Genomic DNA, 13,721 nt, shown 5'->3' with positions numbered 1-13,721 from the left:
GGCACCGTGGCACCGCAGGTGGCGGCGTCCTTGCAGGCGAACCTCGACGTTCAGGCCGGGGTGCAAACGGCCTTCGGGGATGCCGTGACCCAGTTCCTCAGCGATAAGAGTTTGTGGAGCGCGGTCGACACAACGCTGTCGGCTGCGGTGATCCAACTGACCACCGATCCGGTGGTCCTCAACACGCTCAGCACCACCGTGCAGTCCGCCGTCGCGGCACTGCTCGGCGAGCCTCTGGGTGGAGTCGTCGGTCCCCAGGTCGGGGCCGCGGTCGCGCAGTTGGTGAGCAACCCGGCCGTCGCGACCGGGCTTGTCGGCGTGGTGGAAACCCTGTTCTCGAAGTTCTTCGGCGAGCCAGGTGTGGTGGGGGCGTTCTCGGGGGCGGCCAGCCAATGGGCGCTGGTGTTGCTGACCACAGGGAGCCTCTCGGCCGCGGCGAAGGCCGGCCAGCAGGAGTTGAAGGCCAGTCCGGCAGTTGACGCCGGGGTGGGCGTCGCGGTGACCGGGGCGGTGGCCAAGTTCCTCGGCGATAAGAACCTGTGGGTCGCGGTGGATCAGACGGTGTCCTCGTTGGCGGCCACGGTCCTGGGGGATGTCGAGGTTCAGGAAGCGCTGGGCAAGCAGGTGGCCAGCGCGGTGGCCGGCCAGGTCAAGGGTCCGCTGGGGCAGTTCCTGGGCGCTCAGTTGGGCACCGTGGTGGTGGAGTTGGTGACCAATCCGGTGGTCCAGTCCGGGCTGCTGGGCGTGGTGAACACGTTGGTCAGCGATTTCTGGACCACCTCGGGTGTGGTGACGGCCTTCTCCCAGGCGGCAGGCGAGCTGGCCGCCGCGGCGCTGACCGGAGATCTGAAGACGGTGGCCCCGCAGGTGACAGCAGCACTGCGGGCCAACACCGACGTGCAGGCCGGTGTGCAACGCGCCGTCGGTGATGCGGTAACCGCGTTCCTCAGTGACCGCAGTCTGTGGTCCGCGGTCGACGGAACGCTGTCCGCGGCGGTGATCGAGCTGTCCAGTAATCCGGTGGTGCTCAACGCGCTTGCGAGCGCGGTGTCCAACGAGGTCACGAATCTGCTCGGCGCGGATCTCGGGGCGGCGGTAGGTCCCCAGGTCGGGGCCGCGGTCGTGCAGTTCGTGAGCGATCCGGCCGTCGTAACCGGGTTGATCGGCGTGGTGGACACCGTGTTCTCCACTTTCTTCAGGACCGCGGGAGTTGTCGACGCATTCGCCACGGCGGCAAGTGAATTCGCGCTGGTGCTGGTGGCTGGCGGCGGTCTTGCGAAGGCCGTCGAGGCCGCCGAGACGGACTTGACGTCGAGCGCCGCGGTTCAGGCCGGGGTCGAGACGGCCATCACCGACGCGCTCAACCAGGTCGACACCGCGATTGTGGGCAACCCCGCCGTCCAGCAGTTGCTGGGAACGATCACCACCAACCTGGTCGAGGAGGTGGCCGGCGACGAGGCGGTCCAGGCCTACGTGGCCGAACGGTACGGTGCCGAGGTGGCAGGTCTGCTGGCCAATACGGCGGCGGTCGACGTGATCGCCACTCAGCTTGGGTCGGCGGTCACCGGACTGCTGGCTTATCCGGGGGTCAGCACCGCGGTCACCGAATCCCTCGCCCTGTTCGCCGGTGAGTGGCTGGGAGGGACCAGTGAGTTCGTGGCGCTGGCCGACGCGATCAAGACGCTGCAGGCGAACACCGCGTTCATCGCCGCAGTGAACGCGGTGATCCCGCCGGCCGTGAACAACATCCTGGCCGACGCCGCCGCACGCTCGGCGATCGCCGTGGTGGTCGGGGACGAGGTCATCGCCGCGCTCAAGAAGGCCGGGATCAACAACTCCTTCCTCGACAAGGTCGGCGGTCAGGTGGCCAAGGGTGCGGCGGAGTCGCTGCTCACCCGGAAAGCCGGGGTCGCCCTGATCGACGACCTCGCGGTCAAGCTCGCCCTAGGCATGCCGTTGAGCGACGTGACCGGGTTCGTAGGCGACGAGGTCCTGCACAAACCGGCACTCCAGTTCGCGCTGGGACTCTCGATCGGCCAGGGGATCGGCTCGCTGTTCGGCGACAACATCTTCGGCCGCCTGATCGGCACGATGGTCGGGATTCCCACCGCGATCACCATCAGCGTGGTGTCCGGGTTGCTGAACTTCTACGCCTGGCTGTCGGAGGGATGGGCCGTCGTCCCGGTCTTCGGACCCGCGCAGGCGGTCCCGGCCGCTGCTGACGACGGCGGGTTCAGACTGTCCAGCCTGGCGGTCACCGAACCCGACGGCGACCAGCCGGGCTCGCTGGACTTCGCGATGACCGTCGATGCCGGCGGCGGGCATACGGTCTCGGTCCAGTTCCCGCTGGACTCCCTGCTGGCGTCCTGATCCTCCGGCGGTCGTCCTCTGGTCTACGAAGCTGTTCCGACGGGGGTTTGGCGGCTCTTCAAGCTTAAGCGGGCAGTGCCCGGTCAGGGCGTCGGCGTGTCGTTGACGCGAGGCGCCCCTGGCCTTCGGGAATCTGGATGTTGCGAAGCAAACAGAATCTGCAAGGAGAGCCAGGGGCCTGGTCGAGCCTACGTCGTTGTTGTTGGGGCTGGAAGGACTCGAGGTCTGCGCGGTGGTCCGCAGGGCCGATCGCACCCGGGTGGTCGAGGTGATCACCGTGGATCCGAACGCCTCGCGCTGTCCGGACTGCGGGATGTCCTCCGCCTCGGTCAAGGAGCGCACGACCACCAGCCCGCGCGATATCCGCTACGGCGATGACCCAATCGTGCTGCGCTGGAACAAGACCCGCTACCGCTGCCGCAACGACACCAACGCCGGGCGCTGGCGGAAGCGCAAAGTGCCCGGTGGTCGCACCCTCGACGTTGATCCGGCCAGCCGGTGCCTACATGTCAGCGGTACTGAGTTAAGCGATTAGCGTGCACTGCGACGGCGGCGTGTACGACGGAGCAGCCGGTCCGCATCCCGTCACCGCCGCGTACAGACCCTCGACCCAGACGATCAGCTGGAACAGCCCGACCGTGGTCAGCATGCCGATGTCGGCCGCGATCGGCAGCCCGATGGCGTTGATAAGGCCCTTGATCACGTCGCCCTCGAGCATCTGCTTCACCGACGCCAGCACGATGTTGGTGTTGTAGGCCTGCAGCGGGAAGATCGCGGCGTTGATGAAGTCCGCCGTCGCCAGCAGCGTCGCGTAGGTCGCCGACAGCGCGGTCGAGATCGTCGCTGCGGTATTGGTGATCAGGTTCCCGATTCCGGTGAGCGGATCGCCGGCCGCGAAGGGATTGGCTTTGGGCGCGGACAGCGACTGGACCATCGTGGCCAACTCCTGCTGCACCGACCCGCCTGACCCGAAGGACTTGACGAAGTCATCGATGCCCTGTCGCACGCCGGCGATCAGTTTCTCGGTCACTTCGATGGGGCTGACTTGGGGGAACAGTCCGAACGGAAGCTCGACGTTCGCCGGCGGCTGGGTGGCCGAGGCAAAGCCGTGGGCCTTGTCGCCGTAGCCGAGGTCCACGAGCACCTTCAGGGCCGGCTGGATCAGTGCGACAAGCGGTTTGCCGATCAGGGGGATCTGCGCCAGCGGCAAGAGCAGTGGCAGATAGGGGGTTTTGATGAAGTAGTACTTCTGGTCCCCAGCGGGTCCTGTCGTTGTCGGCAGCGAGAGGCAGGACGACGAGCCTTGGTTGCAGGCAACTCCAGGCCCCTCGGTGCCCATGACCGCGTCATAGGCCCCGAGGCCCGTTCCGTAGGTCCTCGCGAAGTAGTCGGGGCTCAGATACTGCGTGTGGATGGCGAAGATGCCGATGACCGCGTTGGCGACCGACAGGGCGTTGCCCGGGTAGCGCGGGAAATCGGCGAAGCCGTCATATTCCAGCGCGTAGTTCGTCGTCGGGTAGGCGTTGAGGGTCTCCGGTGTGTCATTCGCCGGTGTCGCGCCGTAGAAGTCGATACCGGTGCTGGTGAACTTCAGGCCGGGGAAGCGGGAGAACCAGCCACCGTTGGGATTCATCTCCTGGCCCACCGTCACGTACTGGATCTGTCCCGGTGCGATAGGGGAGCCGACCGTCTGTTGCTGCTGGCGCTGCAGCAACGAGCCGATGATCGCGCTCTGCGAGTAGCCGAAATAGGAGATCGGGATGGTGGGATTGACCCCGAGGGTGGCGAAGATCGTGTTTTCGACCTCTGTCAGGCCCTGCTGCACCGAAATGTCAAGCGGCAGAACCTTGATACCGGTGATCGGGTAGGCGCCCTCGGGTGTGTAGATAATCTGGGAGGTGAAGTCCACCCCGGGGCTGTTGGGCTGGATGTAGTACTTCATCGCAGTCTCGGCCTGCTCGAAACTTGGAATCGGAACGCCGCTGGCCCCGAGGATGTAGGCGCAGGCCTCACTCGATTCGGTGCAGACACTCGGTTGGAAGGTCGCGGCCGCCGCCGGGACCGCGGAGCGACGGGCGAACGCGGCCACCGCCCACTCCAACGGGTTGGCGACCGGGGCGATCGGGTCGCCGTCAGCGGTCGGGTCGAGGGTGTCGGTGCCCGCTGTCGCGAAGGCGGACATCTCAGCGGATGCCGGCGCGATCTCGGGGTCGGCCTCGATGACAGCTGCGATCGTCGGGACCGCCGTCTCGAGTGCTGCAGCGACGGTGACCGGTTCCGGGTCGACGCCCACCGCTTCGGCTACCGGGGCGGCCGGCGCCGGATCGGCCGCGGTGACCTCCGGCGCGGGCACGGCCTCGACGGCGTCGAAGGCCTCGACGTCGGCGCTCTCGACGACCTCGACGACCTCGAGCTCACGGGGCTCCGGTGCCGCGGTGTCCGACTTGCTCGCCCTCGGGCGCTGATCGGTATCCGTGGCCGCGGCTGTACCAGGCGCGCTCCGATCGGCGCGGGCCGACCGTGACGCGGGGGCCGACCGCGGCGCGTCGTCAACAGCTCCGCGAGCCTGCGATGTCCGTCCCGACGTGTCTGAATCCGACCCGGTATCGGCCCAGGCGACACCGCCGGAGAACCACACCGCGCCGACTCCCAAAGCCACCGCCAGGCCCCCCACACGGCCGACGAGGCGAGAGGCGCGAATGGACGACGCTGGCGATTCACATTTGCTCATCAGCGTAGGTTAAGGGTCTCTTGCGCCGGAGAAGGGCAGAACCGCGCAGAAAATCCTCACTCAAGTCGAAGTACGAACGTTGCGGCAGGAGCTAACCTGACCCGAGTTCCCCCGAACACGACAGAGGACGCCCCATGGCAACTCCCGCTCTCCCCGCCCGTCGTCCGCGGGTCGTCGTCATCGGCTCCGGTTTCGGCGGGCTGACCGCCGCCAAGTCGCTGAAACGGGCCAATGTCGACGTCACCCTGGTGGCCAAGACCACCAGCCACCTCTTCCAGCCGCTGCTCTACCAGTTGGCCACCGGGATCCTGTCGGCCGGTGACATCGCGCCGACCACCCGACTGATCCTCAAGAACGTCAAGAACTGTCAGGTGTTGCTCGGCGACGTCGAGACCATCGACCTGCACAACCAGGTCGTCACCTCCCGGCTGGGAACCATGGAGACCGTCCTGCCCTACGACTATCTGATCGCGGCCGCCGGTGCCCAGCAGAACTACTTCGGCAACGACCACTTCGCCACCTTCGCCCCCGGCATGAAGACCATCGACGACGCCCTGGAACTGCGGGGGCGCATCCTCGGGGCGTTCGAGGCGGCCGAGGTCACCACCGACCCCGCCGAACGCGCGCGCCGACTGACGTTCGTGGTGGTCGGCGGCGGACCCACCGGGGTGGAGTTGGCCGGCCAGATCGTCGAACTCGCCCGCAAGACCCTCCCCGGGGCGTTCCGCACCATCGACCCGGCCGAATGCCGGGTGCTTCTGGTCGACGCCTCGCCGTACGTGCTGTCCCCGATGGGGGAGAACCTCGGCATGAAGGCCCAACGGCGGCTGGAGAAGATGGGCGTGGAGGTGCGCGGCAACACCGTGGTCACCGACGTCGACTACCAGGGCATCGCCATCAAGGACAAAAACACCGGCGAGGAGAGCCGCATCGAGTGCGCCTGCAAGGTGTGGGCGGCCGGCGTTCAGGCCAGCCCGCTGGGCACGATGATCGCCGAACAGTCCGACGGAACCGAAGTGGACCGCGCCGGCCGGGTGGTGGTCGAACCGGACCTGACCGTCAAGGGCCACCCGAAGGTATTCGTCGTCGGCGACATGATGGCGGTGCCCGACGTGCCCGGTGTGGCTCAGGGCGCCATCCAGGGCGCCAAGTACGCCACCAAGCACATCAAGAACGATCTCAAAGGCCGGGACAACCCGGACTTCCGCGAGCCGTTCAGCTACTGGGACAAGGGCAGCATGGCGACCATCTCCCGCCACCACGCCGTGGCCAAGGTCGGCAAGCTGGAGTTCGGCGGCTACATCGCTTGGCTGGCTTGGCTTTTCCTGCACCTGCTGTACCTGGTCGGGTTCAAGAACCGGCTCTCCACCCTGTTCAGCTGGATCCTGACCTTCACCTCGCACAGCCGCAGCCAGCTGACCACCACCAGCCAGTGGGTCTACGCTCGGCTGGCGATGAACATCGTGGAGAAGCAGTTGCACTCCCCGGTGGCCAGTTCCGAGCAGCTCGCCGACGAACTCGCCCTCGAGCCGGCCCTGCAGCAGGCGCTGTCGCCGGAAACGATGGTGACGCCCTCGAAGATCGGGCCCGCGGCGGTCCGCCGGTCCGGTTAGCCATCATGGCTGCATGGCCCGCTGGTTGACCGACGCGTTCGGCAAATCCGTCCCACCACCGATAGCGCCGCCCGACCACTACGAGCCGGACGACATCGCGGCGATGCTGCGCGAGATCGGCGCCGCGCTGATCGAATGCTCCCAACCGATCCAGTTGGTCGAGCAGCGGCTGCTCGACATCGCCGCAAGCTACACCACCAAGCCGGTGCAGGTAGCGGTGCTGCCGACCATTCTGTTCGTCCAGATCGGCAACGCCACCCACCAGATGGAAAGCTCGATTCAGTCCTCGGGTCTGTTCGATATGGCCGCCCGCATCGACGACATCGCCGCGCAGGCCCGGGCCGGGGCGATCAGTCCGCAAGACGCTGTCGCCGCCGTGCACGCCGCGCGCACCGCGCCGCCGCGATTCGGGGTGGTTTCCACTATCTTCGGCTACGCGCTGACCACCGTCGGGTTCGGAATGGTGGTTGCACCGTCCTGGCGGGCGTTGCTGGCGCATCTGTTCCTGGGCTTGGTCGTCGGTCTGATCGTCCAGCTCAGCCGGCCCTTCCCCGGCCTGAGCCCCATCCTGCCCACGCTGTCGGCGCTGGTGGTGACGCTGCTGGGCACCTGGTTCGTCGCTGACGTCGCCCGCGACGGGCTGCTGCCGATCATCACCCCGCCGCTGATCGCCACTCTGCCCGGCATGGCGCTGGTCATCGGGTCCATCGAGTTGGCCAGCGGCAAGATCATCTCCGGTTCCAGCCGGGTGATCTTCGGTATCGCCCAACTCGGGCTGCTGGTCTACGGGGTGGTCATCGGGGTGCGGATCGCCGGGCAGGTGACTCCGCAGGATCCGTCGGCCTCGATGGGCTCATGGGCGACCTACGTCTCGGTGGCGGTGATCGCCGTCGGGCTCTACCTCTATCTGTCGGCGCCGCGCGAATCGCTGGGCTGGCTGACCCTGGTGATCGGGGTGTCGGTGCTGGCGCAGAACCTGGCCGGCCTGGCGCTGAGCACGGCGCACTCCGGGTTCATCGGGGCGATGGTGGCGGTTCCGTTCGCGGTGCTGTGCGCCCGGATCCGCACCGCGCCGCCGGCCGGGATGCTGGCCCTGGCGGCGTTCTGGTCGCTGGTGCCCGGCCAGTTGACGTTCATGTCGGTCAGCCGCGGCGCCACCGGTGACTATGTCGGCACCGCCGGTTTGGGCGTGGCGGCCGGTGCGATCGTCTCGATCGCGCTGGGCACCCTGGTCGGCTGGAGCCTGCTGCGCACCCTGTCGGCCCGCATCAATACCGTTGGGGTCCGAAGGTATTCACACGGTGATGAAGGTGATCACCCGCGGTGAAGCCGGCTCCCGGTCAGTGTCCGCTGATTAGATCGCCGCTGATTGGATCGCCGATGAACGCGTCCCCGACCACCTCGCGGAAGCCCAGCCGCAGGCTGTCCAGCAGCGCTGCCCGGTCGGTGACGGCTGCGTCGTCGGAGCTCACCCCGACGCTGGCGGTCCCGGTGTAGGTCAGCATGGTCACGTTGATCGCCGCGCCAACGGTGCCCACCAGCGGGTACATCCGCTCCACCCTGGCCCCCGACAGCCACACCGGCACCGGGATGCCCGGCACGTTGGAGGCGGTCAGGTCAGAGGTCTGCGCGGCGGCCGATACCAGCTCCGGAGGCAAGAAGCGGCTGAGCTCAGCCAGGTAGTCGGCCAGCTTCAGCGCCGGCTCGGCGCGCCAGCTGCGCACCGTGTTGGCCGCGATCTCCAGCACCTCGTCGATGACGTTGCTGACCGGGATCTCGAAGCGGGCGATGGTCACCGCGTTGGTCTCCTCGGCGGAGGTGCGCAACGAGATCGGCATGTTCATCCGCAACTCGTCGACAGGGTGGCCCATCTTCTGGTGGTAGTCGTACATTCCGACGCTGATCGCGGCCAGAAACAAATCGTTGACAGTCCGATTCCGTTTCTTGGCGGCGGCCTTGAACTGTTCGAAATCCATGTCAATGGTGTCGAAGTGGTAGTTGATGCTGCGGCCCTTAAGAATCGGGGACAACGGCTCAGAGGACACCTTGGTGAACCGGACCACCGATTCGGCGGTCTCCCGGAACTTGCTGAACAAGGTCCGCGGGTGCCGCAGCGCGGCGGCCGCCAGCGGCCCGAACCCCTTGATGGCGTCCTCGGCGGTCCGGGCCACCCAGCCGGCGTTGTTTCGGATCACCGCCTGCATGAATCCCTTGGTGTCCAGCAGCACCGGGTCCGGCGCCGCTGGCATCGGCCCCAGTTCGGCACCTTCGGGGGTGAAGTCCAGCAGCGCCAGTCCCAACTGCACCGCACCCTGCCCGTCGGCGATGGCGTGGTGCAGTTTCTGCACCAGCACCGACTTGCCGCCGGGCAGACCCTCCAGCAGCGTCACCCGCCACAGCGGCCGGTCCTTGTCGAAGTCGGCCATGCTCTGTCGGCGGGCCTCGTCGAGCACGTCCCGCCACGTCGAGCCGTCCGGCATCCGGAAGCGACGCATATGGAAGGACAGGTCGAAGTTCGGGTCGACGACCACCCGCGGCGTTTCCAGGCCGGTCGGGCCCTCCACGACCTTCGAGCGCAGCACCGGGGCCAGCCGGCTGGCCCGCTCGTAGCGGTCGCTGAGTTTGTCCCAGTCCGGGCTGCTGTCGAGCACCAGCACGCCCAGGATGGTCGAGCGCATCACCGGGTCATCGGTGGCCATCCGCCACGTGGCGAAATCCCAGCCGCCCAGCCGGCGGGCTTCTGTGACGGTGTCGCCGCCGCGCAGTTTCTTGGCCTGCGGCTTGGCGGGAGCCTTGGCGGCGGTCGTGGCCGGGGCCTTCTTCGCCGGGGCCTTCTTCGCCGGGGCCTTCTTCGCCGGGGCCTTTTTTGCCGGTGCCTTCGTGGCTGGGGCCTTCACGGGTGCCGTCTTCGCCGTTGCCTTCTTGGCGGGGGCCTTCTTGGCGGGGGCCTTCTTGGCGGGGGCCTTCTTGGCGGGGGCCTTCTTGGCGGGGGCCTTCTTCGCCGCCTCGGGCCGGTTTTGCGGGCTGTCCGCCACGTGTCCTCCTGGGTGCACCTACGCTGGCCCGCCATCGGGCTCTGTCAGGGCATCCTGCCACCAAGACGGCGGCCGGGTGGCCGACATCGCCGAGGCAGCCCCGGTGTCGTCGGCGCCATTTCATAGGGTGCACAGGTGAACAGCCACCCGGATTCCGACCACCAACTCACCCCGATCTGGCAGACCCGGTTCGCTTTCTTCGACCGCTACGGGCTGCCCAATGCCACCCCGCAGGGCCGGGCGGCCCTCCGGGCGCTGGACTTCCTCCCGCGGCTGCGGCTCAACTCCAACCTGCTCGCGTTCCTGTTCGGGCCGATCTATTTCCTCGTCAAGGGGATGTGGCGCAAGGGGCTGACGCTGCTGGTGGTGGGGTTCGCCGCGATCTCGGCGCTGAACGCGCTCGGAATTCCCGGGGGCCTGGTGCAAGCCCTCGGCTTCGGGGTGGCGGCGGCGGCGATGCTGACCGCCAACTACGCCTACTACCTGCAGGTGCGACGAGGCAGTAGGTCGTGGAACCCGTTCGAGGGATTCGGCCGCCGCCAGCCTGGCTGACCGTTCATCATGGGCGTTGATGACGTGTTGCATCGTGGGCCTGCTGATCCTGATGGCCGTCGGTCGGATCCGGCGGGCGCTCGGGCATGGCGAGACGACGATGCTGTTCGCGCCCGTCGCGCAGCGGCCCGCCCCGCGCCTCGCCGAGACGGGTCCGCCGGCCACCGCGCAGAGGCCCTCGGCCGGACTGGTCGACGTCGACCGCGGATTGCGGGCCGACTCGGTGGCAGTGTTCCGCTACGCCGCCGTCGGGATCGCGCTCTGCCTGATCGCCGCGCCCGCCCTGGTGTGGAGCGGTGCCGCCGTCAACACCGGTTCCGCGGCGGCCTGGCTGCTGCGCAGCTGTCTCTATCTGGTGATCATCGTGGCCGCGGTAGGGCTGGGCCGTTCCGCGGTTGTCCTGCGCGCACCCCGAGGCGCGGGTTCGCTCCTGATCGTGGTCGGTGTGATCGCCTTCGAGCTGGGCCTGATCGACATGCACGTCTTCGGGCTCTTCGACTTCGTCGGCACGAATGTGCTGCCGGACTTGGTGTTCCACAATGCCGGGCCCGTCTTGGCGATGGTCGGCGGGTTGGTTCTGGTCTACGGCGCCGCGGGCCGCAGAAAGACTTCGCACCGGTCGTCGAGGTCGACGGTCAGCAGCGCGCGGCCCTGGTCGTCGGCGGTGACGGTCCCGTCCACCCCGCCGGTGACCAGATAGTCGTGCCTCGGCGCCAGCCGCTGGATGCCGAGAACCGTTCGGCCGCCGTGATTGCCGGGTCGCAGCACCAAGTCCAGAGCGCGCCCGTCGGTGACCGCGCGGGCGACCAGCACATCGGGGTAGGCGGCCTCGGCCAGGACCGGACCGGCCTTCCACTGCTCGGGAACCTCCCCGGCCAGCAGGCTGGCCATGGCGTTCTCGGTGGTGAACCGGGCAAGCACGTGGCCGGCGTTGCCCCAGCTGGAGATGCCGGTGTACGCCCTCGCCCCGTCCTTGCGGACGGTCTGATAGCGCTTGTCCAGTGACATCTCCAGGGCGTCGGCCAGTTCGTCGTCGCCGTGCTCCTTGGCGGCGGCCATCACCGACACCCGACTCATCCCGGTGCCGCGGCTGTAGTTGCCCGGGTCCAGCGTCTCCCAGCCTGTCGCGTCGATCTTGACGTCGTCGTCGGTGATACGAACCAGATTCTCCCGCAGGTTTTCCCACGTTCTGGTGGCCTGCTCGGGCATCGCGAAGTGCAGCCAGTAGGACATCACCCCGTCGTTGCCCACCGACGGGCCCATGAAGAACTTCAGTGGCCCGCGGGCGGCCAGGAACCGGTTGTCGCGCCGCAGGTACCTGTGCTTGCGGTAGGCCTGCGCCATCTGCTCGGTGCGTTCGGCGCCGAAGTCGGTGCCGTGCAACCGGTCGTGCATCAACAGCGTCGACAACGAGAAGGCGTTGCACATCGGGTAGATCAGCCGCGGCTCGCACGGATACAGCGGACCCTGACTGCTGATGTCCATGTTGTGCACGATCGCCTCGCAGAGCGTGGAGAACTCGTAGACGTACTCGGTGTCCTCGTTCCAGCGCAGCGTCAGTGCGCCACGCTGGGAGAAGCGGGCATCGTTGAGGGTCTCGAAAAGCCCGATCATCACCCCGAAGAACCCGGTGTACATCACATTGGCGAACTTGATCGGATCCGGATCCCAGCGCTGATAACCCACCAGGCACTCATGTGCCCAGTACCCCCACACCCGCTTGTCGAGCATCTTCTCGATCACGTTGGCCTGCGCCTCGGTGAGATAACCGGTGAACGCCGGGGTGTAGTTGTACTGGGCCTGGCACAACGCATAGCAGGCGTAATTGAGTTGGTAGCGCAACGCCGACAGCAGGTACTGCTCGATGTGGGAGAAGCCGTCGAAGCGGTCGATCGGCTGCAGCGACAGGTCGAGCAGGTAGCGCTCGAGTTCCAGATCGTCGGCGGTCAACTCGCCGACGGTCCGGCCGGTCTCCAGGGAGTGCTCCGAACTCGACACAGCTCAAGGCTAGCCAGCCCGGCTACGCCCCGTGCAGCAGTTGGACCACGATGGTGCCCACACACAACACCACCCCGAGATAGGGAATCACCCGCGGAACGACGATGTATCCCTGGTGGGCCTCACCGCGTCGCTTGATGACGATCAGGGATGCGTTCACCAACGTGAAAATGGTCAGCACCAGCAGGCTGGTGAGTTGCGCCAGGGAGACCAGCGGAAGCAGAGCGGTCGCGATGATCATGGCGGCAACGACGGCCAGAGTGGCGATCACCGGGGTTTTGAACGTGCCGTGCACGGTGGCGAATCGGCTGTGGATCCAGCCTTCGTTGGCCAGCCCGTAGAGGATCCGGGAAGCCATGATCAGCTGGACGATGACCCCGTTCATCGCGGCGATCATGCCGATCAGACTGAGCAGCACCACGTGCGACGCCCCGCTGCGCTCGAAGACCAGGGTCAGCGGGGCCGGGCTGGCGGCCAGGTCGGCGGGGGAGACCAGCGTGGTGGCGACGACGACCACGAGCAGGTAGAGCACCGTCGAGGCCAGCAAGGCGAACAGGATCGCCAGCGGCATGGTGCGGCTGGGATTGCGGGTCTCCTCGGCGACATTGACCATGTCCTCGAAACCGATGAAGGCGTAGAAGGCCAGGAAGGCTCCGGCCGCCACGCCGCCGATGCCGACCGCCGGATCCACGGTGAGCAGCCGACCAACGTCCACCTGTCCGAATGCCCTGCGGCCGAACCAGATCACCAGCAGCAGACCGAGAACCTCCAGGCCGGTCAGGACCGCCGCGGCGGTGGCTGATTCCCCGATCCCCTTGACGGCGATCGCCCCGAGGACCACCAGCAGGCCGACGCTGGCGGCGAAGGGCGGCACGGCTACAAAGGAAGTCAGATAGCCGGCGAAGCCCTGGGCCAGCGCCGCCGCCGAAGCGATCCCGCCGGCGGCCATCGCCAACCCGATCGCGGTGGACAGTCGACGCCGCCCGAACGCCCGGTGCAGGTACATCGACACACTGGCGCTGACCGGGTATCGCCCGGACAGTTCCATATAGGACATCGCGGTCACCCCGGCGGTGACCATCGCCAGGGTGAAGGCCAGGGTGGTGCTCGACCCGGCGAAGCCCGCCACCTTCCCGATGAGCACGTAGATGCCGGCGCCGACGATGTTGCCCAGACCGTAGAGGGTGACCAGTGGCAGGCTCAGTGATCGGTCAAGCCTGTCGTTCCTCCCCATCGGGGCAGTGTAGGTGGCTACCGTCGAGCCTTCCGATGCGCAAGGAGTGGGCCGGTGAAGGAGCCGAAAGGTCTTCTGGTGGGCGGGATCGCCGCCGGAGTCGCCGGGGTGATGGCCGACCTGCTCAGCCCGTTGTATGCGACGTCGTTTCACCGTGGCTTCGGGTTGAGCAACACCCAGGCCGGACT

10 protein-coding genes are annotated in these 13,721 nt (G+C 67.4%); 6 read left to right on the top strand and 4 right to left on the bottom strand.

What is annotated here, in order from left to right; genetic code table 11:
* The coding region (locus ADBZ5N_RS12180) for a hypothetical protein (RefSeq protein WP_526257742.1) at positions 1–2,370 on the top strand (2,370 nt) is incomplete at its 5' end.
* A 196-nt stretch (positions 2,371–2,566) separates the two neighbouring features.
* Positions 2,567–2,905, top strand: a complete 339-nt coding sequence (locus tag ADBZ5N_RS12175) for a transposase family protein (protein ID WP_526257741.1) — start codon at positions 2,567–2,569, stop codon at positions 2,903–2,905.
* Here ADBZ5N_RS12175 and ADBZ5N_RS12170 read toward each other — a convergent pair.
* Entirely contained in the window at positions 2,894–5,029 is a 2,136-nt protein-coding gene (locus ADBZ5N_RS12170; RefSeq protein WP_526257740.1) for a PE-PPE domain-containing protein, read from the bottom strand. The genes ADBZ5N_RS12175 and ADBZ5N_RS12170 overlap by 12 nt on opposite strands.
* 206 nt (positions 5,030–5,235) lie before the next feature.
* On the opposite strand from ADBZ5N_RS12170, the gene ADBZ5N_RS12165 reads away from it, so the two are divergent.
* The gene (locus ADBZ5N_RS12165; RefSeq protein ID WP_526257739.1) at positions 5,236–6,714 is read left to right on the top strand and encodes an NAD(P)/FAD-dependent oxidoreductase; all 1,479 of its coding nucleotides are present in this window, start codon (positions 5,236–5,238) and stop codon (positions 6,712–6,714) included.
* A gap of 13 nt (positions 6,715–6,727) precedes the next feature.
* Positions 6,728–8,041, top strand: a complete 1,314-nt coding sequence (locus ADBZ5N_RS12160; protein ID WP_526257738.1) for a threonine/serine exporter family protein — start codon at positions 6,728–6,730, stop codon at positions 8,039–8,041.
* A 13-nt stretch (positions 8,042–8,054) separates the two neighbouring features.
* Here ADBZ5N_RS12160 and ADBZ5N_RS12155 read toward each other — a convergent pair whose 3' ends face one another.
* Positions 8,055–9,749, bottom strand: a complete 1,695-nt coding sequence (locus ADBZ5N_RS12155; RefSeq protein WP_526257737.1) for a wax ester/triacylglycerol synthase domain-containing protein — start codon at positions 9,747–9,749, stop codon at positions 8,055–8,057.
* A gap of 135 nt (positions 9,750–9,884) precedes the next feature.
* On the opposite strand from ADBZ5N_RS12155, the gene ADBZ5N_RS12150 reads away from it, so the two are divergent.
* Together ADBZ5N_RS12150 and ADBZ5N_RS12145 are read left to right on the top strand one after the other, a co-directional pair.
* On the top strand, positions 9,885–10,301 hold the full coding sequence (locus tag ADBZ5N_RS12150; RefSeq protein WP_526257736.1) for a DUF2628 domain-containing protein: 417 nt from the start codon (positions 9,885–9,887) through the stop codon (positions 10,299–10,301).
* Between the two features lie 19 nt (positions 10,302–10,320).
* Positions 10,321–11,001, top strand: a complete 681-nt coding sequence (locus ADBZ5N_RS12145; RefSeq protein ID WP_526257735.1) for a hypothetical protein — start codon at positions 10,321–10,323, stop codon at positions 10,999–11,001.
* Here ADBZ5N_RS12145 and ADBZ5N_RS12140 read toward each other — a convergent pair.
* The gene (locus ADBZ5N_RS12140) at positions 10,884–12,299 is read right to left on the bottom strand and encodes a linalool dehydratase/isomerase domain-containing protein (protein WP_526257734.1); all 1,416 of its coding nucleotides are present in this window, start codon (positions 12,297–12,299) and stop codon (positions 10,884–10,886) included. The two genes, ADBZ5N_RS12145 and ADBZ5N_RS12140, sit on opposite strands and share 118 nt — an antisense overlap.
* Positions 12,300–12,321: 22 nt before the next feature.
* Complete coding sequence (locus ADBZ5N_RS12135; RefSeq protein ID WP_526257733.1) at positions 12,322–13,533, bottom strand: amino acid permease; 1,212 nt, start codon at positions 13,531–13,533, stop codon at positions 12,322–12,324.
* Positions 13,534–13,721 lie beyond the last annotated feature (188 nt).

The sequence above is a fragment of the Mycobacterium sp. genome (assembly GCF_044370595.1).
Classification (GTDB): domain Bacteria; phylum Actinomycetota; class Actinomycetes; order Mycobacteriales; family Mycobacteriaceae; genus Mycobacterium.
The sequence above is the reverse complement of the archived record's forward strand: the minus strand, read 5'-3'. Positions and strand labels throughout refer to the sequence as shown.

Excerpts from the sequence above, each read along its gene's own strand:
- ADBZ5N_RS12165 (WP_526257739.1), top strand. The coding sequence starts at position 5,236 with ATGGCAACTCCCGCTCTCCCCGCCCGTCGTCCGCGGGTCGTCGTCATC.
- ADBZ5N_RS12135 (WP_526257733.1), bottom strand. The coding sequence starts at position 13,533 with ATGGGGAGGAACGACAGGCTTGACCGATCACTGAGCCTGCCACTGGTC.
- ADBZ5N_RS12145 (WP_526257735.1), top strand. The coding sequence starts at position 10,321 with ATGACGTGTTGCATCGTGGGCCTGCTGATCCTGATGGCCGTCGGTCGG.
- ADBZ5N_RS12160 (WP_526257738.1), top strand. The coding sequence starts at position 6,728 with ATGGCCCGCTGGTTGACCGACGCGTTCGGCAAATCCGTCCCACCACCG.